This is a genomic window from Mesorhizobium sp. M7A.F.Ca.US.010.02.1.1, from assembly GCF_004023085.1.
GTDB lineage: Bacteria > Pseudomonadota > Alphaproteobacteria > Rhizobiales > Rhizobiaceae > Mesorhizobium.
In genome coordinates this window covers 1-24565 of record NZ_RZRV01000020.1, presented here as the reverse complement: position 1 = coordinate 24565, position 24565 = coordinate 1, and the positions used below count along the sequence as shown (strand labels likewise).

21 protein-coding genes are annotated in these 24565 nt (G+C 62.3%); 9 read left to right on the top strand and 12 right to left on the bottom strand.

Annotated elements, in window-relative coordinates; all coding sequences use genetic code 11:
• Nucleotides 1-8: 8 nt before the first annotated feature.
• From lysA to argH, 3 genes are all read right to left on the bottom strand, one after another.
• Complete coding sequence (gene lysA / locus EOA19_RS20620; protein ID WP_128304650.1) at nt 9-1277, bottom strand: diaminopimelate decarboxylase; 1269 nt, start codon at nt 1275-1277, stop codon at nt 9-11.
• A gap of 64 nt (nt 1278-1341) precedes the next feature.
• A complete protein-coding gene (locus EOA19_RS20615) occupies nt 1342-1548 on the bottom strand; it encodes a lipoprotein (protein ID WP_023811112.1) in 207 nt (68 codons plus the stop codon).
• Between the two features lie 118 nt (nt 1549-1666).
• Nucleotides 1667-3067 (bottom strand): argininosuccinate lyase, encoded by a 1401-nt coding sequence (gene argH, locus EOA19_RS20610; protein WP_128304649.1) that lies wholly within the window; start codon nt 3065-3067, stop codon nt 1667-1669.
• Between the two features lie 35 nt (nt 3068-3102).
• Between argH and EOA19_RS20605 the strand changes: the two genes are divergently transcribed.
• A complete protein-coding gene (locus EOA19_RS20605) occupies nt 3103-3792 on the top strand; it encodes a TlpA disulfide reductase family protein (protein ID WP_128304648.1) in 690 nt (229 codons plus the stop codon).
• Here EOA19_RS20605 and EOA19_RS20600 read toward each other — a convergent pair.
• A complete protein-coding gene (locus tag EOA19_RS20600; protein WP_128304647.1) occupies nt 3789-6221 on the bottom strand; it encodes an EAL domain-containing protein in 2433 nt (810 codons plus the stop codon). The two genes, EOA19_RS20605 and EOA19_RS20600, sit on opposite strands and share 4 nt — an antisense overlap.
• Before the next feature lie 360 nt (nt 6222-6581).
• Here EOA19_RS20600 and ugpB point away from each other — a divergent pair, with 360 nt between their 5' ends.
• The 4 genes from ugpB to EOA19_RS20580 all read left to right on the top strand — a co-directional run bounded on the left by ugpB (nt 6582) and on the right by EOA19_RS20580 (nt 10904).
• On the top strand, nt 6582-7892 hold the full coding sequence (gene ugpB, locus EOA19_RS20595) for a sn-glycerol-3-phosphate ABC transporter substrate-binding protein UgpB (RefSeq protein ID WP_023811116.1): 1311 nt from the start codon (nt 6582-6584) through the stop codon (nt 7890-7892).
• A gap of 194 nt (nt 7893-8086) precedes the next feature.
• On the top strand, nt 8087-8971 hold the full coding sequence (gene ugpA, locus EOA19_RS20590) for a sn-glycerol-3-phosphate ABC transporter permease UgpA (protein ID WP_027038135.1): 885 nt from the start codon (nt 8087-8089) through the stop codon (nt 8969-8971).
• 9 nt (nt 8972-8980) lie between these two features.
• On the top strand, nt 8981-9829 hold the full coding sequence (ugpE, locus tag EOA19_RS20585; RefSeq protein ID WP_128304646.1) for a sn-glycerol-3-phosphate ABC transporter permease UgpE: 849 nt from the start codon (nt 8981-8983) through the stop codon (nt 9827-9829).
• Nucleotides 9830-9836: 7 nt separating this feature from the next.
• Entirely contained in the window at nt 9837-10904 is a 1068-nt protein-coding gene (locus tag EOA19_RS20580; protein WP_128304645.1) for a sn-glycerol-3-phosphate import ATP-binding protein UgpC, read from the top strand.
• A 13-nt stretch (nt 10905-10917) separates the two neighbouring features.
• Here the strand turns inward: EOA19_RS20580 and EOA19_RS20575 are convergent, their stop codons facing one another.
• The 5 genes from EOA19_RS20575 to EOA19_RS20555 all read right to left on the bottom strand — a co-directional run bounded on the left by EOA19_RS20575 (nt 10918) and on the right by EOA19_RS20555 (nt 16914).
• Nucleotides 10918-12000, bottom strand: coding sequence for an ABC transporter ATP-binding protein (locus tag EOA19_RS20575; RefSeq protein WP_128304644.1), 1083 nt, complete (start codon nt 11998-12000; stop codon nt 10918-10920).
• Nucleotides 11997-13577: an iron ABC transporter permease gene (locus EOA19_RS20570; protein WP_164892980.1), complete on the bottom strand. Its 1581-nt coding sequence runs from the start codon at nt 13575-13577 to the stop codon at nt 11997-11999. Before EOA19_RS20570 ends, EOA19_RS20575 begins: the two co-directional genes overlap by 4 nt.
• A gap of 174 nt (nt 13578-13751) precedes the next feature.
• Entirely contained in the window at nt 13752-14759 is a 1008-nt protein-coding gene (locus tag EOA19_RS20565; protein ID WP_128304642.1) for an iron ABC transporter substrate-binding protein, read from the bottom strand.
• A gap of 158 nt (nt 14760-14917) precedes the next feature.
• A complete protein-coding gene (locus EOA19_RS20560; RefSeq protein ID WP_128304641.1) occupies nt 14918-16144 on the bottom strand; it encodes a cytochrome P450 in 1227 nt (408 codons plus the stop codon).
• On the bottom strand, nt 16141-16914 hold the full coding sequence (locus EOA19_RS20555) for a GNAT family N-acetyltransferase (protein ID WP_196815322.1): 774 nt from the start codon (nt 16912-16914) through the stop codon (nt 16141-16143). Before EOA19_RS20555 ends, EOA19_RS20560 begins: the two co-directional genes overlap by 4 nt.
• Between EOA19_RS20555 and EOA19_RS20550 the strand changes: the two genes are divergently transcribed.
• From EOA19_RS20550 to EOA19_RS20535, 4 genes are all read left to right on the top strand, one after another.
• Nucleotides 16885-17904 carry a hypothetical protein gene (locus tag EOA19_RS20550; RefSeq protein WP_023811126.1) on the top strand — a complete coding sequence of 340 codons (1020 nt, stop codon included), beginning with the start codon at nt 16885-16887 and terminating at the stop codon, nt 17902-17904. The genes EOA19_RS20555 and EOA19_RS20550 overlap by 30 nt on opposite strands.
• 156 nt (nt 17905-18060) lie before the next feature.
• Nucleotides 18061-18591, top strand: coding sequence for a sigma-70 family RNA polymerase sigma factor (locus EOA19_RS20545; protein WP_128304640.1), 531 nt, complete (start codon nt 18061-18063; stop codon nt 18589-18591).
• Nucleotides 18592-18613: 22 nt separating this feature from the next.
• A complete protein-coding gene (locus EOA19_RS20540; RefSeq protein ID WP_023811127.1) occupies nt 18614-19252 on the top strand; it encodes an NrsF family protein in 639 nt (212 codons plus the stop codon).
• A 210-nt stretch (nt 19253-19462) separates the two neighbouring features.
• The gene (locus tag EOA19_RS20535; protein WP_245486232.1) at nt 19463-21424 is read left to right on the top strand and encodes a PAS domain S-box protein; all 1962 of its coding nucleotides are present in this window, start codon (nt 19463-19465) and stop codon (nt 21422-21424) included.
• A gap of 52 nt (nt 21425-21476) precedes the next feature.
• Here EOA19_RS20535 and EOA19_RS20530 read toward each other — a convergent pair whose 3' ends face one another.
• From EOA19_RS20530 to EOA19_RS20520, 3 genes are all read right to left on the bottom strand, one after another.
• Nucleotides 21477-22355, bottom strand: a complete 879-nt coding sequence (locus tag EOA19_RS20530; protein ID WP_013529423.1) for a 3-hydroxybutyryl-CoA dehydrogenase — start codon at nt 22353-22355, stop codon at nt 21477-21479.
• A 232-nt stretch (nt 22356-22587) separates the two neighbouring features.
• Complete coding sequence (locus tag EOA19_RS20525) at nt 22588-23517, bottom strand: electron transfer flavoprotein subunit alpha/FixB family protein (protein ID WP_128304638.1); 930 nt, start codon at nt 23515-23517, stop codon at nt 22588-22590.
• Nucleotides 23518-23541: 24 nt separating this feature from the next.
• Nucleotides 23542-24291, bottom strand: coding sequence for an electron transfer flavoprotein subunit beta/FixA family protein (locus EOA19_RS20520; RefSeq protein WP_023811130.1), 750 nt, complete (start codon nt 24289-24291; stop codon nt 23542-23544).
• Nucleotides 24292-24565: the final 274 nt, after the last annotated feature.

Here is a 24565-nt window from a genome sequence, read left to right as displayed (position 1 = left end):
CGGCGCTTCTATGCAAGCCAGTCGGGCATGGAATCCAGCCCGATCAGGTCGTCATAGGTCAGGCGTGGGCGCACGACGTGGAACCGGTCGCCGTCGACCAGCACTTCCGGAACCAGCAGACGCGTGTTGTAGGTGCCGGCCTGTACCGCGCCATAGGCGCCGGCGGTGGAGACGGCAATCAGGTCGCCGGCCTTCAGCCTGGGCAGATCGCGGTCCAGGCCGATATAGTCGCCGGTCTCGCAGACCGGGCCGACCACGTCGACCATCATGCGCGGCGTGTCGGCCGGCGGCTGCACGACCGGACGGATGTCGTGGAAGGCGTCGTAGAGCGTCGGCCGGATGAGATCGTTCATTGCGGCGTCGACGACGAGGAAGTTCTTGGCGTCGCCTTCCTTCACGAAGATCACTTCCGAGACGAGGATGCCGGCATTGCCTGATATCAGCCGGCCAGGCTCGAACATCACCTTTAGCCCGAGCTTGGTGACATGCTTCCTGACGATCTGGGCATAGGCGTCGGGCAGCGGCGGCGGGTTGTTGTCGATGCGGTAGGGAATGCCGAGCCCGCCGCCGACATCGATATGCTCGATGGCATGGCCGTCCGCCCGTAGCGCGCCGACGAGATCGACAAGCAGGGCGAAGGCATCGTCGAAGGGCTGCAGCTCGGTGATCTGGCTGCCGATATGGGTATCGATGCCGGTGATCCTGATGCCGGGAAGCTTTGCCGCGCGGGCATAAACCTGCCGCGCCCGCTGCCACGGGATGCCGAACTTGTTCTCGGCCTTGCCGGTGGAGATCTTCTTGTGGGTCTTGGCGTCGACGTCGGGATTGATGCGCAGCGAGATCGGCGCCACCTTGCCAAGGGCAGTGGCCCGCGCCGACAACAGCTCGAGTTCAGGCTCGGACTCGACGTTGAAGCAAAGGATGCCGGCGGCAAGGGCAAAGTCCATTTCGCGCGCGGTCTTGCCGACGCCCGAAAACAGGATCTTGCCGGCCGGAATGCCGGCGGCCAGCGCCCGGCGCAATTCACCTTCCGAAACCACGTCGGCGCCGGCGCCGAGTTTGGCCAGCGTCCGCAGGACGGCCTGGTTGGAATTGGCCTTCATGGCGTAGCAGACCAGCGCGTCGAGCCCGGCAAAGGACTGGGCAAACACCCGGTAGTGCCTGGTCAGGGTGGCCGTCGAATAGCAGTAGAATGGCGTGCCGATCTGTGCGGCGATATCTGGTATCGCCACGTCCTCCGCATGGAGCACGCCGTCGCGGTAGTCGAAATGGTTCACGAGAGTGGTTCCGGAAAGTTGGGGCTCGATGAGATCGGGTTGGAAGGCCCCGCTCTCGTCGGCTCTAGATCAGCGGGTCGAGGATGAATTTCTTGTCCTTGACCGGTTTTTCCGGCTCCGGCGGCACGGGCTGGTGGGCCTTCGAGGCATCCTTGCGCGCCTGCACGGCCGCCTCATAGGGCGTGTCGAGAGCGCCCCTCCTGCCGCAGGCCGAAACGGCCGCGATCGCAACCAGCAGCGTCAGCGTCACCAAAATCCTGCTTCCGGTCATCGATCCATCCGTCCGAAACGTTTGTCAGCCGCCGCTTTTAGCCGAGTTCTCGGCGCATTGCACCCCGAGATATTGCTCGTCGAAATATCCGGGATATTACTGCTCGCAATATCCGGCATTACGCCTTCGCCAGCCGCTTTTTCCAGGCGCGGATCTGCTTCCTCACTTCCGACGGCGCGGTGCCGCCGAAACTGATGCGGCTCTTGACCGAGTTCTGCACCGCCAGCACCGAAAATATGTCGGCCGTGATGCCGGAATTGATCGACTGCAAATCCTCCAGTGAAAGCCTCTCCAGCCCCACCTTCTTGTCTTCGGCCAGCGCCACCGCCCGGCCGGTGACATGATGCGCTTCGCGGAACGGCAGGCCGAGCGTGCGCACCAGCCAGTCGGCAAGGTCGGTTGCTGTCGCGTGGCCGGAGCCGGCGGCCTTCTTCATCGCGGCAGCGTTGACCGTCATGTCCGAGACCATGCCGGTCATCGCCGCCAGCATCAGGTCGAGCGTCTCGGCGGCGTCGAACACCGATTCCTTGTCTTCCTGCATATCCTTGCCATAGGTCAAAGGCATGCCCTTCATCACCGTTAGCAGGCCGACCAGATGACCGGTGACGCGGCCGGTCTTGCCGCGCACCAGTTCGGCGGCATCGGGGTTCTTCTTCTGCGGCATGATCGAGGAGCCGGTGGAAAACGAGTCCGACAGCCTGACGAAGCCGAACTGCGGCGTCGACCAGATGATGATCTCTTCGGCCAGCCGTGACAGATGCGTGGCGCAGATCGCGGCAAGAGCGAGGAACTCAAGCGCGAAATCGCGATCCGAGACGCTGTCGAGCGAATTGCGCATCGGCTCCCGGAAGCCGAGCGCCTTGGCGGTCCGGTGACGGTCGATCGGGAAGCTGGTGCCGGCGAGGGCCGCGGCACCGAGCGGGCTTTCGTCCATCCGCTCGATCGCATCGCGCACACGCGACAGGTCGCGCGAAAACATCTCGACATAGGCCATGCAGTGATGGCCGAAGGTCACCGGTTGTGCCGCCTGCATATGGGTAAAGCCCGGCATCACGGTCGCGGCATGCTCCTCGGCCCGCTCCAGCAGCGCCTCGATCAGCCCTTTCAACGCCTCGGCGACGCGAAAGCACTCATCCTTGACCCACAGCCTCAAATCGACTGCGACTTGATCATTGCGCGAGCGGGCGGTGTGCAGCCGGCCGGCCGCCGGGCCGATCAGATCGGCGAGGCGCGCCTCGATGTTCATGTGGATGTCTTCGAGCCGTGTCGAAAACTCGAAGCTGCCGGCCTCGATCTCTTTCAGGATCGTGTTCAGCCCGTCAGCAATTTTTTCTTGGTCGGCCGCCGAAATAATGCCCGTTTGCGCCAGCATCTCGCTGTGGGCGATCGAGCCTTTGATGTCCTGCGCATAGAGTTTGCGGTCGAAGGAGATAGACGCGTTGATCGCTTCCATGATCGCGGCCGGACCCGAGGCAAAACGTCCGCCCCACATCTGGTTGCTGGTTTTCTTGTCGCTCATGGCTATAACCCGTGCTTCGGAGCAGTTTTGAAAAAATGGCAGACGGTAGTAGATTCTTCCCGGCCCCGCGCCTGATCCTCGCCGCCTTGGTGGCGGGCGCGCTGGCGGGCGCGGTCGCGGTATATGTCAGCGAGAGCCGGTCTGGCAACAATGCACCGGCACAAGCTGCCGTGGATGAGAGCAAGGACGATGTCGCCTGCGCGGCCAAGAGCGACCGCGCCAAGAAAATCGCGGCGTCGGCCACCGGTGAGGTTGCGGCACTTTTGCCGGCCGATCCGCCACAATCCCTGAAGAGCCTTGCCTTCAATGGCCCGGACGGCAAGCCGATGACGCTTGCCGATCATGCCGGCAAGACGGTGCTGCTCAATCTGTGGGCGACATGGTGCGCGCCGTGCCGTGCCGAAATGCCGGCGCTCGATGCGCTGCAGAAGGAAAAGGGCAGCGACTCCTTTGAAGTGGTCGCCGTCAATGTCGATGCCGGCGACGATGTGAAGCCGAAGAAGTTCCTCAGCGATACCGGCGTCACGACGCTCGATTATTACCGGGATTCGACGATGGCGCTGTTCAACGACCTCAAGAAGCGCGGCCTGGCGCTAGGCCTTCCCGTTACCATGCTGATCGACGGCGAAGGCTGCCTGATCGCCCATATGAACGGCCCGGCCGAATGGTCGGGGCCGGACGCCAGGCGGCTGATCGAGACGGCACTCAAGCCCGAGAGTTTTTAAGCCCTATTGAGGACAGGCGCGGGTGCGAAGGCCAGAACGCTTCTGTCGCGCAAGGTGGCGGGTTTGCTGCCGACAGCGGGTGCGACGACACCGGTCAGCTCGCCGAATTCCTCGATGAGAGCTGGCCTGCCGATGTAATAGCCCTGGCCGATCTCGCAGGCTTCGGCGTCCAGGAATTTCAGTTCGCCGAGCGTCTCGACACCTTCCGCCAGAACCGGCAGGCCGAGACCGCGTCCAAGTCCCAGGACGGCGCGCACGATCGCCGCGACCTGGCCGTTCTTGTCGACGGACTTGATGAAGGAGCCATCGATCTTGATCTTGTCGAAGGGGAAGGCGCGAAGGTTGGAGAGCGAGGAATAGCCTGTTCCAAAATCGTCCATGGCGACGCGCACGCCCAGCGCCTTGACCTGCCGCAAGGTGGCCAGTGCCCGCGGCATGTCCTTAACAAGCGCCGTCTCGGTGATCTCAAGCTCGAGCCTGCCGGGCGCCAGGCCGGAATTCAGCAAGGTTTCGTGGACCTTGCGGCTGAAATTCGTGTTGTGGAGCTGCACCGCCGAAACGTTGACGGCCACCGTCAGCGGATTTCCCCAGCGGGCGGCTTCCTCGCAGGCAGCCGTCAGCACCCATTCGCCAATCTGGCCAATGGCTCCGCTGTCTTCGGCCACCGGGATGAATATGCTCGGCGACACGTCGCCGCGCGTCGGATGCCGCCAGCGGACCAGCGCTTCGAAGCCGACCATCTTTCCGCTGCTGATCTCTTTCTGCGGCTGGTAGACGAGGTAGAACTCCTGGCGTGCGACCGCCTGGCGCAGCTCGTGCTCCATCACGCGCTTGTCGCGGGCCTCGGCCCCCATCGAAGCTTCGAAATAACGGTAGGTGTCCTTGCCTTCGGTCTTGGCCCGGTAGAGTGCCGTATCGGCGTGGCTTATCAGGCTGGCCTGGTTCTCGGCATCCGATGGATACAGCGCTATGCCGATGCTGGCCGACACAAGGCCGCCGCCGACAGAAAGCCGGTTTTCCTCGCGCATGGCGGTCAGCACCGCGTCGGCGATACGGCCCGCCTCCAACGGGTCGGTCAGGTTCGGCGCGATGATGGCGAACTCATCGCCGCCCAGTCGCGCCACCATCTGTCCTTGGCGAAGAATGCCGGTAACGCAATGCGCAACCTTCTGCAGCATGGCGTCGCCCGCGCCGTGCCCATACAGGTCGTTGACCTCCTTGAACCGGTCGAGATCGAGCAGCAGAAGCGCAAGCTGGCCGCCTTTCCTGGTCCGGCCCATCGCAGCAATTTCCGTCTCCAGCCGGCCGGAAAAGCTGCGGCGATTGGCCAGTCCGGTCAATGGATCGAAATGGGCAAGCCGCAGGATCTCCTGTTCCGCCTTCTTGCGCTCGCGAATGTCGCGGACCGCGACCACGTTGTGCGGTTTGCCACAGTAGTCGATGCTCCTGGCGATCAGCTCGACAGGAATGCTCGTGCCATCGCGGCCGCTCAATTCGGCCTCCTGCGGCTGTTCGCCGAAGCCTGACATGTCGGATCCGAAGAGATCGCCAAGCTGCATTCCGTTCAGCGTCGCTGTTGCGATGCCCGTCAATGTCGCCATGCTGTCATTGGCACTGATGATGCGGTTGCCGTCGCAGACGATCAGCCCCTCCACGGCGGCATTGGCCAGGCCGTGCATGCGGTCGACCTCGAGCTTCTGGCGACGGAAGCGCAAATCGATCCACAGCGCCGATGCCGACAGGACCAGAATCACCAATGTGGCGGCGGCGGCGGCGAAAGCCTGCGAGGTCGGCTCGATCGTGTATTCGGATATGACGATCGAGGGATCGGGGAAGATCGAGACGGCACCCATGCCGATGAAATGCAGGGTGCAGATTGCCAGCGTCAGCAGCACCGCGCCGCCGGATGTCGCCTTCAGGGAGGGGCGGCGCTGCACGACACGCAGCGCCAGCGCCGCGAGCGTTACGCCGGCCAGAAGGGAAACGGCGACAAGCAACAGGTTCCACTCGATGCGGCCCTGAACCTCGAACGCCGCCATACCAATGTAGTGCATGGCCGCGATACCGCCGCCCAGCACGGCGCCGCCGACGAGATGATAATCGAACTCATTCCGCAAGGTGGCGATCCACATGCCGGCTGCCGTCAGAGTGACCGAAGCAGCGAGCGAAAGCACGGAGAGTGCGGGATCGTAAGCACTGGGTATGCCCGGTGTGAATGCGAGCATGGCGATGAAGTGCGTTGCCCAGATGCCGAAGCCGGTCGAAGTGGCCGCGATCATCAGCCAGGCAAGCCGGTTCCGATCGGTGGAGCGGCTTATGTGATGAAGCAGGTTGACGGCAGAGAAACAGGAAATTCCGCAGATCAGCGCGGCAAGTGCGACCAGTCTCAGATCGTGTTCGTTGACGATACAATTGTAGACCGTCAGCATTTTATTTCACCTGATCTTTGGAAATAAACAGGGCAGCAGGATTGAGTAGCGCGTTGCCGTTGAGGGATCGATAAAGTCGCCTGCAACCTTGGCGTGTCTCTTCGGGTTGCGGCGGCTGCAATCAGGGCTGACACGCCGAAGCCAGCTTGGCAGTTCCGATGGTAGTTCCTGGCGCGCTTGTCGTCGCGCTAAGCCGGCTAACCGTGTGGCTTTCCATGTCTCAAAGCGGAGGCGAGGGTGGCGTGAGGTAAAGGGTGAAGTTCGTCGATCTGCAACAAAACCGTTGTCTGATTGTCACGAGCGACACATATTGCCTTTGCGGGAGTGCCCCTTTCGCCAATGACAAACGGGAGATGAAACATGAAGTCCTTCGGCTTCGCGGCCGGTGTTGCCGCCACCTTTATGCTGCTTTCCTCAACCTCCGCTTTTGCTGTCACGCAGATCAGTTGGTGGCACGCCATGACTGGCGCCAATGCCGAAGTTGTCGACAAGATCTCCAAAGATTTCAATGCCAGCCAGAGCGACTATGAACTCGTTCCGGTGTTCAAAGGCACGTATCCCGAGACGCTGAATGCCGGCATCGCCGCCTACCGCGCGGGCCAGGCGCCCGATATCATGCAGGTGTTCGACGTCGGTACCGGCGTGATGATGGCAGCCGAAGGCGCAATCAAGCCGGCAGCCGATGTGTTGACCAGCGCTGGAATGACCTTCGACAAGAGCCAGTATCTGCCAGGCATAGTCGGCTATTATTCGAAGCCGGACGGCACCATGCTCTCCTTCCCCTACAACTCCTCCTCGCCGATCCTTTATTACAACAAGGATATCTTCAAGAAGGCTGGTCTCGACGTCGACAGCCCACCCAAGACCTGGAATGAGGTGTGGGAAGACGCCAAGAAGATCAAGGCGAGCGGCGCAGCCGCCTGCGGCTACACCTCGACCTGGCTGACCTGGATCCATCTGGAGAATTTCGCGGCCTGGAATGACGTGTCATGGGCCACCCAGCAGAACGGTCTGGCCGGCGGCGATGTCGAGCTCAAGATCAATGCGCCGATTTTCGTCAACCATTTCCAAGCGCTCGCAGACCTCGCCAAGGACGGCACCTTCAAATATGGCGGCCGCACCTCGGAAGCCAAGCAGATATTCCTTGCGGGCGAATGCGGGATCATGACCGAATCCTCCGGCGGACTTGGCGATATCGTCAAGTCCGGCATGAATTACGGCATCGGCCAATTGCCCTATGACAGCGACGCCAAGGGCGCGCCGCAGAACACGACGCCGGGTGGCGCCAGCCTGTGGGTTTTCGCTGATAAATCCGACGAGGAATACAAGGGCGTCGCGGCCTTCTTCGCCTACCTGTCGAAGACCGAGGTGCAAGAATACCTGCACCAGAAGTCGGGTTACCTGCCGGTGACGCTGGCGGCTTATGAAGCGACCAAGAAGTCCGGTTTCTATGACAAGAACGTCGGTCGCGAGACCCCGATCCTGCAGATGACGGGTAAGGCGCCGACCGACAATTCCAAGGGCGTACGTCTGCCGAACCTGCCGCAGGTGCGCGATATCCAGAACGAGGAGTTCGAGAAGATGCTCGCCGGCCAGCAAACCGCACAGCAGGCGCTCGACAATGCGGTTACGCGTGGCAATGCGGCGATCAAGGAAGCGCTGGGGAATTAGAGCGAGCGCAGGTCCTTGCTCTACGGCGCACCCACCTGTCCTGCCAGGCGTCTCCCCTCGGCGAGGGGAGTTTTGCCGTCCCTTGCGATTTCGCCAATGCTCGATGACGCCAACGCCGAAACGCTCATCAAAGCCATCTTGGCGAAGAGGGGTGCCACATGGTGCCGCCCGCCTCATCACCTCGGAGTGGCTCCATGACCCCTCGCGTCGTGTTTCCCAACAAGGTCCTTCCCTACCTGCTTGTGGCGCCGCAACTGGCCATCACGCTCGTTTTTTTCTACTGGCCGGCCGGTCAGGCGTTCTACCAATCCATGCTCAGGCAGGACCCGTTCGGACTGAGGACCAAGTTCGTCTGGTTCGCCAATTTCAGGAAAGTGCTTGCCGATCCGGCCTACCTGAACTCGATCAAGGTCACGGTGGTGTTTTCCCTTGCGACCGCTATCGTCGCCATGTGCGTGGCGCTCCTGCTTGCGGTCATGGCAGAGAAGGTGGTGCGCGGCAAAGGTCTTTACCGCACGCTCTTGATCTGGCCCTACGCAGTGGCGCCGGCGATCGCCGGTATGCTGTGGCTGTTCCTCTTCAACCCGTCGATCGGGTCGCTGGCCTACATGCTGAGGAGTTTCGGCATCGCCTGGGATCCACTTCTCAACGGCACCCACGCCATGATCCTGCTGGTGTCCGCCGCTGCCTGGAAGCAGATCAGCTACAATTTCCTGTTCTTCGTCGCCGGCCTGCAGGCGGTGCCGAAAGCCTTGATCGAGGCGGCGGCCATGGACGGCGCCGGCGAGACCAAGCGATTCTGGACCATCGTCTTCCCGCTGCTTGCGCCGACGACCTTCTTCCTGCTGGTCGTCAACACCGTCTATGCCCTGTTCGACACGTTCGGCATCGTCCATGCCGTCACCGGAGGCGGTCCGGGCAAGACGACTGAGACGCTGGTCTACAAGGTATACAATGACGGCTTCGTCAATCTGATCCTCGGTGACTCGGCGGCGCAGTCGGTCATCCTGATGGTCATCGTCATCTCGCTCACGGCCATCCAGTTCCGCTACGTGGAACGCAAAGTCCATTACGGCTGAGGGCGAGCGATGATCGGCCAGTCACCGCTCCGCACCGTCATCGCCCACGTCGTGCTGATCCTCGGCATACTGATCGTCGCCTTCCCGATCTACTACACATTCGTTGCCTCGACGCAGACGCTGCAAACGATCCTCAGGCCGCCATTGCCGCTCCTGCCCGGCGATCAGTTCTGGAACAATTACGCCGAAGCGCTGTTCGGCGGTGTCGGTCGCATCGGCGGCGTCAGCGTCGGTCGATTGCTGCTCAACACCACGGTCATGGCGCTCGGCATCGCGGTGGGGAAGATTTTCATCTCGATCCTGTCGGCCTATGCGATCGTGTTCTTCCGTTTTCCGCTGCGGATGGTCTTCTTCTGGCTGATCTTCATCACCCTGATGCTTCCCGTTGAGGTGCGCATCCTGCCGACCTACAAGGTGATGGTCGATCTCGGCATGATCGACACTTATGCCGGCTTGATCATCCCGCTGATCGCCTCGGCCACCGCCACATTGCTGTTTCGACAGTTTTTCATGACCATTCCAGGTGAGCTGGTGGAGGCGGCGCGTGTCGACGGTGCGGGGCCGTGGCGCTTCTTCTTCGATATCCTGTTGCCGTTGTCGCGGACAAATATCGCGGCGCTGTTCGTCATCCTCTTCATTTATGGCTGGACGCAGTATCTATGGCCGTTGCTCGTCACCAACAGCAGCAACATGAACACGATCGTCATCGCGCTCAGAAAGATGGTCTCCTTCGCCGATGCCGATACGCAATGGAACCTGGTCATGGTCACAGCGATGCTGGCCATCGTGCCGCCGATCCTGGTCGTGGTGCTGATGCAACGCTGGTTCGTTCGCGGCCTGGTCGATTCCGAAAAGTGAGAAGCTGATGGCGACCGTCGATCTGAAGGATGTGAAGAAGGTCTACCCCAGCGGTTTCGAGGCCGTGAAAGGCGTTTCCATCGCCGTTCCCGACAAGGAGCTTTGCGTGCTGGTCGGCCCATCCGGCTGCGGCAAGTCCACGCTGCTCAGAATGATCGCCGGGCTCGAAACCATCTCCTCGGGAACAGTTGCGATCGACGGCAAGATCGTCAATTCAATCGGTCCGACCGAGCGTGACATCGCCATGGTGTTCCAGAACTATGCGCTCTATCCGCATATGAAAGTCTACGACAACATGGCCTATGGGCTGCGCAACCGCGGCACGCCGAAAGACGAGATCGACAGCCGGGTTCGCGCGACGGCGAAAATACTGGAACTTTCGGCGCTGCTCGACCGCCGCCCGCGGGAGCTTTCCGGCGGCCAGCGCCAGCGTGTCGCCATGGGTCGTGCCATTGTGCGCAACCCGAGGCTTTTCCTGTTCGACGAGCCGCTCTCCAATCTCGATGCCAAATTGCGTGGCCAGATGCGGGTCGAGATAAAGAACCTGCAACGCTCGCTTGGCATCACGTCGGTCTATGTCACGCATGACCAGCTCGAGGCGATGACGTTGGCCGACATTCTCGTCGTCATGAATGCCGGACTGGTCGAGCAAATGGGGGCGCCGCTCGACGTCTACGAAAGACCGGCCTCGACCTTCGTCGCTTCCTTCATCGGCGCGCCGCCGATGAATCTCCTGGCACTGACCGAAGGCGCCTCGGGCGCGGTGCTCGCAGACGGCACGGCGATCGCTTTCGCGCCTCGGGAGGCAAGAGCTGCGACCCTCGGTTTTCGGCCCGAGGATGCCGACGTCACCTTCAATGCGGAGGCGCCGTCCGGCGCGCTCGTTCTGCCGGCGCTGGTCGAGGCAGTCGAACCGGTAGGCGCCGAAAGTTTCCTTCACTGTGCGGCAGGCGGCAACCGCATCGTCGTGCGTGTCGCGGGTCGCGCCACCGCCACGGTTGGCAACCAATTGCGCGTGGTTGCCAAGGCAGAAAAGCTGCACTGGTTCGATCAGGCAGGAAAGCGCGTCGGTTAACCGCATACGGCGTTCAGGCGAAGACATGCGCCTTTCCCGATACGGTCAGCCGGACGATCTCGCCGACCGCCGGCGCGTCCATGCCCGGTTTGCGCAGGACCAGCGGCGTGTTGCCGATCGCTGCCGCATCGGGCGGATCGGCATTGTTCAAGAGCCGCACCGCGACCGTGCACATCGAGCCGGCGAATTCCGATTCCGTCACTTCGCCGAACAGCATGTCCGAGGTGCCGGACATGCCCTCGCGCGACGTTCTCTTCAGCGCGATCTGCTCCGGGCGAAGCATGATGCGGGCGATATCGCGGCTGTCATTGGTGTCGACCGCGATGCGGCCGAGCGGCGAGTTGGCGAAGCCATTCGATATCTTGGCCGGCAGGATGATGGCGTCGCCCAGGAATTCGGCGATCATCCTGTCCTTCGGCTTGAGATAGAGTTCGCGCGGCGTGCCGATCTGCGAGAACTTGCCGTCGCGCATCACCGCGACCTGGCTGGCGAAGGACAGCGCCTCGGCCTGGTCGTGCGTCACCAGGATGGTGGTGATGCCGGCGGCTTCCAGCAGCTCGGCTACCGCCTTGCGCATCGAGGCGCGCAGGCCGGTATCGAGCGCCGAGAACGGCTCGTCCAGAAGCATCAGCCTGGGCTTCATCGCCATGGCGCGGGCCAATGCCACACGCTGCTGCTGGCCGCCGGAGAGTTCGTGCGGGCGGCGTTTGAGGATCGCCTTGTCGAGCCCGACGATATAGGCGAGTTCGACGATGCGCTCAGCGCGCTTGTCCTCGCCTCGGGCCATGCCGAAGCCGATATTGTCGGCAATGGTCAGATGCGGGAACAGGGCGCCGTCCTGCGCCACCACGCCGATGCCGCGGCGATGCGCTGGTACCGCCGCGCCGCCATTGGCCAGCACCTCGCCATCGAGCGTGATGCGGCCCTGGTCCGGGGCCTCGAAGCCGGCGATCAGCCGCAGCAAGGTCGTCTTGCCGCAGCCGGACGGACCGACAATCGCCGTGCGGCTACCACTGGCGACGCTCAGGTCGACGCCGGCAAGAGCGGCCACCGGACCGTAGTGCTTGTGCAGGCCGCTGATTTCGAGAAAGCTCATCGTCCGGCCATCCGTTTCGACTGGACATAGAGCAGCCAGGTCAAGGGAAGCGACATCGCCACCATGATGAAGGCGTAGGGTGCCGCCGAGGCATAATCAATCTCGCCACTGTAGGACCAGAACGCCATCGCCAGCGTGCGGGTGCCGTTCGGCGCCAGCATCTGGGTGGCGGTCAGTTCGTTCATGATGCCGAGCGCCACCAGCGCCATGCCGGCCGCGGCACCTGGCGCCGACAGGCGGATCGTGGTCGACCACAGCGCCTGCAGCGGCGGCCGGCCGAGGCTGGAAGCAGCGCGTTCGAGTTCGACCGGCGCCTGCGCGATCGACGCCCGCAGGCTGACCAGCGCGCGCGGCAGGAACATCAGCGCATAGGCCACCAGGATCGTGAACAGGGTCTGGTAGAGCGGCAGCGCGATGCGCACGGTGATGGTGACCAGCGCCAGCGCAATGACGACGCCGGGCAACGAGCCGACAATGTAGTTGCAGCCCTCCAGCAGGCGCTGCAATGGCCCCGGCGCGCGGATCGAGATCCAGGCCATCGGCATGGCGGCGACGGTGGCCAGCAAGGCGCCGGCGACCGCCAGGAACAGCGTCTGCCCAAGCGCCAGGCCGATTTCGTCCAGGCGCCAGACAGCGGCGCCGCCGGCGGCAAGCCAGCCGCCGATGGTGACGAACGGCACGCCGAGCGCCAAAAGCGTGGTGACGACAAGCAAGAGCAGGCTCGGGATGGTGGCGCGTCCGAGGCTCGTGCGTTGCTGATGGCGCGCCGCACCTGAGCCGACGCGGGCATAGCGCTCCTCGCCGCGCACCAGCACTTCGAGGCCGAGCAGCACGAAGCAGCAACTGACCAGCACGCCGGCCAGCATGTTGGCGGCCGGTCCGTTGAAGGTCGACTGGAACTGGTCGACGATCGCCGTGGTGAAGGTGTCGAAGCGGATGAAGACATAGAGGCCGTACTCGGCCAGCAGATGCAGGCCGACCAGCAGCGAGCCGCCACAGATGGCGAGCCGCAATTGCGGCAGCACGACCCGCCAGAACACGCGCCGGGGTCCAAGGCCGAGTGCGGCGGCAGCGTCCTCGAGGGCGGGATCGAGACGGCGCAATGCCGCCGACACCGGCAGATACAGGAACGGGAAATAGGCGATCACGGAAACCAGCACGCCGGCCCACAGGCCGTGCAGTCCCGGCACCATGGTGACCCAGGCATAGCTGTGCACGAAGGCCGGGATGGCGAGCGGCGCCACGCAGAGCCAGGCCCAGAGCCGGGCGCCCGGCAGGTCGCTGCGCTCGGTCAGCCAGGCCAGCGCAACCGACAGCACGATGGTGATCGGCACGGAGAGCGCGACCAGCAGGACGGTGTTGACCAGAAGCTCGCCGACACGCGGCCGGAAGACCAGCGCCGAGACGGTTTCCCAGCCGGTCTGCACCGCGATCCAGATGATGAAGGCGAGCGGCACCAGCGCCAGCAGCGCAACGAAGATGGCGGCGAGGACCAGCCAAAGCGGTGCGCGTCGCCGGGCCCTTCGGCCTGTGCCCGAAGGCAGGCCCGAACGCGCGAGATCGACCGCGGACTGCATCAGGTCAGACGCCGTGCCGCTGCCGTCCAGCGGCAGCAATTGAAAGACCGCGATCACGGTCGGGAACACAGCGTGTCGTCATCGACGAATGCCATCTCGAAAAACAAAATCACTCCCGCGGAAGGCGAATTCCCGCGGGAGCGTGGTCGGGTGTCCTTTTAGGACGAATGGCAACTAAAGCAAGCCGGCTGCCGTCATCAGGTCGGTGACCTTCTTGGAGTTCAGCGTCGTGGCGTCGACCTTCGGCGCCTGCAGATCGGCGAGCGGCACCAGCTTCGGGTTGGAGTCCGCACCCTTGCCGACAGCGTATTCGAAGGAATCGCCGGTTTTCAGCACGTCCTGGCCGCCCTTGCCGGTCAGCCATTTCAGGAATGCCTGGGCTTCCTTCGGATGCTTGCTCGAAGCCAGCACGCCGCCGCCGGAGATCGAGACGAAGGCGCCCGGATCCTGGTTCTTGAAATAGTGCAGCTCGACATTCCCGCTGTTTTCGCCGGTCTTGGCCTGATCGCCGAAGTAGTAATAGTGATAGATCACGCCGCCTTCGATCTCGCCGGCATTGACCGCCTTCATCACCGTGCTGTTGCCCTTATAGGCGGTGAAGTTGGTTTTCATCGCCTTCAGCCAGTCGGCGGTAGCGGCTTCGCCCTTGAGCTGGAGCAGGGCACTGACGATGGCCTGGAAATCGGCGCCTGACGGGGAGGCGGCCCAACGGCCCTTCCAGCTCGGATCGGCGAGGTCAAGCATCGACTTGGGCAACTGGTCGGCGGTCAGCTTGGTCTTGTTATAGGCAAAGACCGTGCTGCGCGCGGCAACGCCGACCCATTTGCCGCTGGCCGGCTGATAGTCCTGGGGAACCTGTGCCAACGTGTCGGCGTCGACCGGCGCGAACAGGCCGGCCGTCTCGACCAGCACCATGGCCGGCGAGTTTTCCGTCAGGAACACGTCGGCCGGCGAAGCAGTGCCCTCAGCGACGATCTGGTTGGAGAAGTCGCTGTCGCCGCCATTGCGCACGGTGACCTTGATGCCGGTTTCCTTGGTGAAGCCTTCGGCCCACGCCTTGGTCAGGCTTTCGTGCTGGGCGTTGTAGACAATGATGCCGGCATCCTCGGCCATCGACGGGCTGGCGATCAGCAAGATTGCCAGCGCGGTGGCGCTGGCGAGGGTGGAAAGAGCGTATTTCATGTCATTGTCCTAAAGTTCGGTTGGCACCGGCTCACCTACCGATACCTGACAGCCTTAGTCAACATTGGTGATCTGCTTCAATCGGCCGCTGAAGCACAAACGCTTGATGTCGGGCTCACAATTCCAAGTGATGAAGTGACGCGAATGGCGTGCCGAATTCAACCCGATGTTTGATCGGCCGACCGGATGAATGGGGCGGCTTGCAAACCGTGGAAAAGCACCGAATGCCGCCTGACGACCCTGGGAAGATCCAAGCACCAGCCTTTGGCCTGCGTGAACAAGGCCTCCAGCAGTACAGCCATTTCTAACCGGGCGACGTGTTGACCCAGACAGGCATGCAGTCCGGTGCCAAAGGCAAGGGCCGACGAAATGCCGGAACCCAAATCCAACCGGTCGCCCGCCGGAAAAACAGAAATGTCTCGATTGGCGCTCGCCAGCACGGGTACAACGGCCTGCCCGGCTTTTATGGTTGCGCCACCAAACTGCAAATCTTCCGCGGCGATACGCGCTCCGGCATAGTGAACCGGAGCGCAAAAACGGAGCAGCTCTTCGGCTGCTGAAAACCAACTGACTTTCCCATCTGCAAGCAGCGAAAGCTGTTCAGGGAAGCGTGCAAGCGCGACCAGCGCATTGCCGAAGGTATCGACGACTGTCGCCTGCCCGGCAAAGAGCAGGAATACGATGTTTGCAATGGCATCGTCTTTCAGCCAGCGGCCAGCCTCGACTTCGGCAAGCATCTGAGCTGAAATACCGTTTGGGCGCACAGCACCGTGTTCTATTACGCTGGATACCCATGCCTCCAACCGGCGGCAGGCATCGTTTGCGTCTTCGTCTACGCCTCCGGCCCTTATTTCCAGGGCGTTGGCCATAAGCTGTGCGTCGGCGCCAATCCGCCAGGGATCGTCCATGTCGATACCAAGGATCTGTTCCAGGCCTGAAAACGATAGCGGCAGGCCTATATCACGAACCGCGTCGAACTCCGGTTTTTGTACAGCTGCCTGCGTAAGTTCCGACGCTTTGGCCGCAAGCCGGTCGAACAGCCCATTGCTGGAGGAAAAGCTTAGCGAACCAGCCAATGGGCGGCGCAGGCGCATGTGCCGCGGCGGGTCGGACAGCAGCATGGAACGGGTCAACAGGTCCAGGGCCGGATTGGCGCTGATCTTTTGCCTGACCTCCTGATAGGCGCCCGGCGGTGCCTGCAGCAACAGCGGGTGTTTCAAGGCCTGGGAAACAAGCGCATGGCTGAACACGTAGAAGGCTTCACCGACCTCGGGATAAGGAGGTTTGCCCCAACTGGCGCCTCCTGAACTCCGACGACGGGCGAATTCGGGAAACGCATCGCTGCCATGGGCAATGGGGTCAAATAGATCAGCTTGATCTGTCATCGGGCAAGATCGACAGCAAAGATAACGCGAAATCCGCCGGAACTCATGTCTTCAGGTAGAAAATCGGACGCGAGATGTAGAAATTCGCACCGGAGAACACGGTTATAGAACCGCAGTAGCGGATCCCTCGTTATTGATTCCACCGAAGGCATGACACCGGTCCGGTGCCAATCGTCGATGGTCCGACGAAATTCCGGATCCGGCCGAACCTTGTCGGGCAACTCGTCCTGTGCTCCCGCGTAGGACGGGCAACGTCCGTCGCCGACCAACCAACGCGCACCGACCTGCCGGCCATAGTCAGACATTTGCGACAACAGGCGGCGTGCCATGTCGGTGCCGCGGAATTCGGGTCGCACACCAAGATTGTAAACGTAGAGTGACCGTGCAGGTTGGCTCCTGACAAGCGAAGAGTAGGCGGAGAAGGTCTTGGGGAACCTTCCCGTATCGTGCGGATCTTGGCTGGTTTCCACGAAGCAGATCGCGCCTGCAACAAGGTTCTCAACCATGGCCAGGATCATTGTATGCCCGAGCGAAAGCCGGTGGTGAATTGTTTTTTCGCTGGCACCGAGTCGTCCCCAGGCTGCGGCCTCCATCGCGGCCATGCCCGGAACGTCGTCTGCCACAAGTTGTTGAAATACGATCATCTTCATCGTCGAAAGGCCGCTCGTAATTGCGATATCGAATCGATAATTTTCTGATACCAGCTGTTGATGGGTGCATGAGTAGGGGCGGGTTGTCTCATGATCTTCTATGTTTGCCATCGCTTGCATGCCTATACCCTGGCAAGCCTGCTACTCTATTTTCGAACTGATTTGCAGGATTCTGTGCGCTTTGTCCCCTATGACGAACGGGCGCATCTGCTTGAGATTTCCAGAGGCACCGTTCTTTGGACGGATTTGGACCGACTGAGCGAAGCAGAGATTGAAGCATGCTCCAATCTCAGCCAGCGAATGAAGTCGCAGCAGCCTGATCTGTTTCAACTCAACCATCCGCGAAAAAGCCTTCAGCGTTTCGATCTATTGCGTATGCTGTTCGCGGACGGCATCAATGATTTCAATGTATACAGACCCGAAATTCTGCCGGCGGGAATGCGTTTTCCTGTCTTTCTGCGTGACGAGACGGGCGCCGCTTATAAAGTGCCGCCGCTGTTGCAATCGCCGGCGGAACTCGGCGAGGCGCTCTCGAACCTGGGTACGATGAATTTTGTTCGCCCCATGGTGGTGGAGTTTGGAGCAAAGGCTGGTGCCGATGGCAGCTACCGAAAATACTCGGCATATCGGATCGGCGAGCGCAGTTATGCGCAACACTGCTTCGCCAGCAAGGAGTGGTTCATAAAGGTACAGGGAGGCGGTATGTCGGGGCAACATCGGGTCGAGCATACCGCCTTTGTGCGCGACAATCCGCATGCGGTAGAGCTGATGCCGATTTTCGAGAAGGCGGGGATCTCATATGGCAGGATCGACTACACCATTGTCGATGGTCGCATCCAGGTTTTCGAGATCAACACCAATCCCACTGTATTGAACGACCCTCCCACACCCTTCGACAGATATGATTCGTTGCCTTACGCCAACATGCATGCAGATGCCTTGGCACAGCTGCCATATGCTAACGATCCCCTATCCACTCCGGATATCGATGAGACACATCTCCAGATCTTGGGCCGCCTGAGAAACAAGTACCGTCGCAGACGAATGAAGCTGACCGTTCGAAAGGGCTTCAGGTCTTTCCGGGATGCCATGTTCGGCGCCAAGCCTTGAGTTCAAGAACAAGAGCGCGGGGCAATATCGCACTGGCGATCGGCGCGCAGTGTGCAGCAAACTTTCGTGATTTGCCGGCAGTTTGGCTTGGACATTATTTCGCCGGCCACGTAACAAATCAGCGCCGAGACGCGAAATTCGGGGGAGTGAACTCTTGTGAGCGGCAAGGACGAGGCCGAACTTTCCCGGCTGATGCGGGCCGCCATCGCGGGAGATGAAAGGGCTTACGCCGACTTTCTGCACCGGATTGCCGCGCTGGTTCGCGGTTTTGCCAGGCGCAAGATCGTGCTGGGCGGGGTCGATCCCGAGGATGTCGTGCAGGAAACCTTGCTGGCCATTCATGTGAAACGACATACCTGGCGCCAGGATGCGCCGGTGTTGCCGTGGATCTACGCGATCGCCCGCTTCAAGCTGATCGATGCGTTCCGGCGGCGCGGACGGCGCATCGAGATCGACATCGACGATATCGCCGAGACGTTCGCCGAGCCGGAAACCGAGACCGTCAGCGAGCGAGACATCAACCGGGCATTGCACAGCCTGTCGCCGGCACAGCGCGCCGTGGTCTCGGCCGTGTCGGTGGAAGGGCGGTCCATCGGTGAGACGGCGGCGAAGTTCGGCATCAGCGAGACGGCGGTGCGTGTGTCGCTGCATCGCGGACTTGCCGCGATAGCCAAGCGATTCGGGTAGGGGCGGTTCGGGCGGGAATGACATGAGGACGGACGATCTCATCAAGGCGCTGGACGCCGATGCAAGCAGCAAGGCGATGCCGCTGCAATCGGCCTGGTGGCTGGCCGCCGGTGCGGGGGCGGTGATCGCGGCCATCGTTTTCCTGCTGACCATTGGCCCGCGCCCAGACTTCATGGCGGCCGCGCACACGATGCGCTTCCTCTCCAAATTCGTCTTCACCATCGTGCTGGCCGTCAGCGCCTTCGCCCTGATCCGTGCCTTGTCGACGCCGGGCGCCTCGACGGGCCGGGCAATGGCCTGGATGGCCGCGGCGCCAGTGCTGGTAGCCGTGGCGGTGCTTCTGGAGCTTTTTATGGTGCCGGAGGCGCTGTGGGGTACACGGATGGTCGGCAACAACATGATGCTCTGCATGGGCTTCATCCCGCTGATCGGTATTGGCCCGCTTGCCGTCTTCCTGTGGATGCTGCGCTATGGCGCGCCGACACGGCCGGTGCTTGCCGGTGCGGTGGCGGGCCTGCTCGCCGGCGGGCTGGCGGCAACCTTCTATGCCGCGCACTGCTTCGACGACTCGCCGCTTTTCGTCGCCCCCTGGTACACGATAGCGATCGCAGCGCTCGCATTGCTCGGTGCGCTCGGCGGACGGTTTTTCATACGCTGGTAGCGTTTCGTAACGATCGCGGACCCGTGCACCGATCCTTAATCATGCCGGCAATTGTTTGCCGGTTGGCGACCACGCCGGCATGCCGGACGCAACCTTTCCTTAAAAACGATCCGCCAAGGTTGATGCGAGAACATGCGTTTGCGCACGGGGGTGGCACGTATCGTGATGTGGCGAGGATTGACCAGCCGAGAATCTCTTGGGCATGCAGGGTTGGCGTTGCTCGTCGCCGGCTTGGGCGTGCTGGCGACCTCGATCCTGCTTTCGCGCCTGGACCTCGGCACCGAAGCGTTGAAGCTCTGCCTGCAGATCGCGGTGGCGATGGCGGTGGGCGCGCTGTTCCTCGCTGCCCTGTCCGTCCGCAGGATCAGCAGGGATCGCCAACAGATTGCCGAGAGCGAACTGCGCTTCCGCCGCGCCATGGAGGATTCGGCGATCGGCATCGTGGTTGTCGGTCTCGACGGTCGCATCCGCCAGACCAATCCGGCCTTCGCCGCCATGCTTGGTTACACAAGCGAAGAGATCGAGGCGCTGACTTTCTTCCAGATCACGCATCCCGACGATCTGCAGATCGGGCGGGAGACGATGGACGATCTGAAGGCGGGCACGGTCAATTCCTTCCACTTCGAGAAGCGTTATCTCAGGAAGGACGGAACGCCCGTCTGGGCCCATCTTGCCGGCTCGGTCATTCGCGATGAAAACAGCGGCCGTCCGCTCTATCTCGTCTCGCAAATCGAGAACATCGACGCGCGCAAGCAGGCCGAGGCGCGCATTGCCGAAGCGGAAACGCGTTGGAATTTTGCTCTGGCTGGTGCCGGCCAAGGCGTCTGGGACCTCGACATGCGCAAGGGCGGCACGACCTATTCCTCGACCTGGGTCAAGATGCTGGGCTATGCGGATGGCGAGCTCGATGGCGACACCGACAGCTGGCTGACGATGATTCATCCCGACGATCGCGAGACTGTCGCCGAAGCGGATCGCGCTCATCTCGAGGGCAAGACACCGTTCTTTGAGGCCGAATTCAGGATGCGCCACAAGGATGGCCACTGGATGTGGATACTCGACCGCGGCAAGGCTATCGAACGCGACGAGGATGGACGGCTGATCAGGGCCATTGGCAGCCTGACCGACATCACCCGTCGCAAGGAGGCCGAAGAGCGCCTCACTGTGTCGGCGGCAATGCTTGCCGATGAAAAGGAGCGGCTGAGGGTGACGCTGCAATCGATCGGCGATGCCGTCATCTGCACCGATGCCGCAAACCGCATCACCTTCATGAACCCGGTCGCCGAAAAGCTGACCGGGATTGCCGGCGGCGAGGCCCTCGGCAAGGTGCTTGGCCATGTCTACTGGGCGGTCGACGAGGAGACGGGGCACAGGATTGGCGTGACCCGGCCCGTGGTTGGCGTTCAGGCGCCGGCCGACCAGAACAGCCGCGCCGTCCTTATCCGGCGCGACGACACGCGCTGCAGCATCCGTCAGGTCGTGTCGCCGATCATCAACGAACGGAACGAATTCTGCGGGCTGGTCATCGTCTTCCAGGACTTTACCGATGCGCGCGCGCTGCAGCGCCAACTGGCGCACGCCGCGGCACACGATGCGCTGACCGGCCTTGCCAATCGCTCGAGCTTCATCCGCGCCATGGAGGGCCTAGTCGGCCAGGCGCGCAAGGACGGCACCGCCGACACGACAAAGTCGACCGGCGACACGACAAAGTCGGCCGGAGCCAGCGGACATCAGTTCATGTTCATCGATCTCGACCACTTCAAACTGGTCAACGACACGGGCGGCCACGCGGCGGGAGACGCGCTGCTGAAGCGGGTTGCCGTGGCGATTCGCGGCGTGCTTGGTCGAGACGATATCGTCGCTCGCCTCGGCGGCGACGAATTCGCGGTCATTCTGAAATCGGGTTCAGCAGCCGGCGCCAAGATCGCGGCGCGCTCCATCATCGATGCGATCGGCGGCCTGGATTTCACCTGGGACGGCCGTCCTCACGTGATCGGCGCCAGCATCGGATTGGCTGCGATCAATGCCAATTGCGGCGAGGTCGACGAGATCATCGCGAGAGCCGATGCGGCCTGCTATGCGGCCAAGGCGGCCGGCCGTGGCTGTGTCTCCGTGGCGCCCGACGCACGGATCGTGGATGGCCGGACAGAGCCGCTGGCCGCGGCCTCCTGATCGAGCCTGTCACCGCCGAAAGGCTTGCCCCTGATTTGCGCCGACGATGCGCTCAGCGCGTCGGAACGGGATGCTCGCCGCGATAATCGTAAAAACCGCGCCCGGTTTTGCGGCCGAGCCAGCCGGCCTCGACATATTTCACCAGCAGCGGGCAAGGACGGTACTTCGAGTCCGACAGGCCGTCATGCAGCACCTGCATGATCGACAGGCAGGTATCGAGCCCGATGAAATCGGCCAGCTGCAGCGGCCCCATCGGATGGTTGGCGCCGAGCCGCATGGCGGTGTCGATGGCGTCGACCGAGCCGACACCCTCATAGAGGGTGTAGATCGCCTCGTTGATCATCGGCAGCAGGATGCGGTTGACGATGAAGGCCGGAAAATCCTCCGAGACCGTAATCGTCTTGTCGAGTTGCTTCACATAGGTCTTTGCCGCCTCGAAGGTCTGGTCCTCGGTGGCGATGCCGCGCACCAGTTCGACCAGCTTCATCAGCGGCACCGGGTTCATGAAATGTATGCCGATGAACCGCTCCGGCCGGTCGGTCTGCGCGGCAAGCCGCGTGATCGAGATCGACGAGGTGTTGGTCGCCAGGATGGCTTCGGGATTGAGCTGCGGACAGAGCTGGGCGTAGATCTTGCGCTTGACCGTCTCGTCCTCGGTCGCCGCTTCGATCACCAGATCCGCGCCGGCAAGATCGGCCATCGCGGGCGCGGCCGAAATGCGGCCCATCGCGTCGTTGCGCACCTTCTCGTCGAGCTTGCCGGACCCCACCTGGCGGGCCATGTTGCCGCTGATTGTGGCGATGCCTTTCTCGATGCGGTCGGGCGAAATATCATAGATCAGCACCTTGTAGCCCGAAAGCGCGGAGACATGGGCGATGCCGCCGCCCATCTGGCCCGCGCCGATGATGCCGATCGTCTCGATCTTGCTCATTACACCGATCCCGTCCTGAGCCCTTCCGCTTGAACTGCGAAAGCGCTCCACCTTTTTATTTTACCGCAATTCCCTAGGGAAAGCGCTACGCGCTTTTCCCGGGAAAACCGCTGCGCACTTTTGCTGGATTGCTTTTCGCCTTTGCGGCCTGCTTTTTGTGCGGTGCAAACTAAAAGGGCGGGGCGACTTCGTCTACCCCACCCTCACCATTTAATACCTTTGGCAGAAAGCGTCAAAGCGCCTTTTGCAGCTCCGGCAGAATGACGAAGAGATCGCCGACGAGGCCGTAGTCGGCAACCTGGAAAATCGGCGCCTCCTCGTCCTTGTTGATGGCGACGATGACCTTCGAATCCTTCATGCCGGCGAGATGCTGGATGGCGCCGGAGATGCCGACCGCGATGTAAAGATCGGGGGCAACCACCTTGCCGGTCTGGCCGACCTGCCAGTCGTTCGGCGCATAGCCGGCATCGACCGCGGCGCGGGAGGCGCCGACGGCTGCACCGAGCTTGTCGGCGACCGGCAGGATGACCTCCTGGAACTTCTCCGCCGAACCCAGCGCACGACCACCCGAGATGATGATCTTGGCCGAGGTCAGCTCCGGACGGTCGGTCTCGGAAAGCTTGTTCTCGACGAAGGTGGAGAGGCCGGGATTGGCCGCGGCCTTGACGGTCTCGACCGCCGCCGAGCCGCCCTCGGGGGCTGCCTGGAACGAGGCTGTGCGAACCGTGATCACCTTCTTGGCGTCGCTCGACTGCACCGTCTGGATAGCGTTGCCGGCATAGATCGGGCGCTTGAAGGTGTCGGCCGATACGACTTCGATGATCTCGGACACCTGCGCGACATCGAGGAGCGCAGCCACGCGCGGCGCGACATTCTTGCCCGACGAGGTCGCCGGCGCGATGATGGTGTCGTAAGCGCCCGCCAGCGACACAACCAGTGCTGCCGTCGGCTCGGCGAGGCGCTCGGCGAGTTCGTCGGCTTCGGCCAGCAGCACCTTGCTCACGCCCTTGAGCTTGGCGGCAGCGTCCGCTGCCGGCTTGGCGCCCTTGCCGGCAACCAGCACATGCACGTCCGAGCCGATCTGCAGGGCGGCCGACAGCGCCTTGGCGGTCTGGTCGGAAAGCGTTGCGTTGTCGTGTTCTGCGATGAGGAGAATAGCCATTTTTCTTGTTCCTTTCCCGATCGCTTACAGCACGCCGGCTTCGTTCTTGAGCTTGTCGATCAGTTCGGCGACGCTCTTGACCTTGACGCCTGCCTTGCGGCCACTCGGCTCCTCGGTCTTGATGACCTTCAGCCGCGGCTTGACGTCGGCGCCGTAGTCGGCCGGGGTCTTCTCGTCGAGCTGCTTCTTCTTGGCCTTCATGATGTTGGGCAACGAGGCATAGCGCGGCTGGTTGAGGCGAAGGTCGGCGGTGACGATCACCGGCATCTTCAGTTCCACGGTCTGCAGGCCGCCGTCGACCTCGCGCGTCACCTTGGCGTTGTCGCCGTCGAGCACGATCTTGGAGGCGAAGGTGCCCTGCGCCCAGCCCAGCAGTGCCGCCAGCATCTGGCCGGTCTGGTTGGAATCGTCGTCGATAGCCTGCTTGCCGAGGATGACGAGGCCGGGCTGCTCGGCGTCGACGACGCCTTTCAGCACCTTGGCGACGCCGAGCGGCTCGGTCTGTTCGTCGGTCTTGACCAGGATGGCGCGGTCGGCGCCCATGGCGAGCGCGGTGCGCAGTGTTTCCTGCGCCTGCTGCGGGCCGATCGAGACGACGATGATTTCTTCGGCCTTGCCGGCTTCCTTCAGCCGGATTGCTTCTTCCACCGCGATTTCGTCAAACGGGTTCATCGCCATCTTGACGTTGGCGAGCTCCACCGCCGAACCATCAGCCTTCACGCGAACCTTGACGTTCGCATCCACAACCCGCTTCACGGGTACAAGGATCTTCATTTGCCTGTCACCTCTTCACGCTAGTTGGGCGCGCTATAACAGCCTGCGCCCTTTCCGAGTTGTCGAAAGCCGACATTCCTGACTGAATTTTGGCCGGATGGAATTCTGGCCGGATGGAAATTCTGGTCTTTGCCCGCCTTAGGTTGCGGCGGTGACGTTTCCGTAGTTGCGGCAACCCTGCACGTCAATACGCTGCAAGCTGCTCAAATCGGTTCAGTCCGAACTGGAAGCGTTTCCTCGCCCCCAGCGCGGTGTCGCGGCGGGCGGGTCGGGG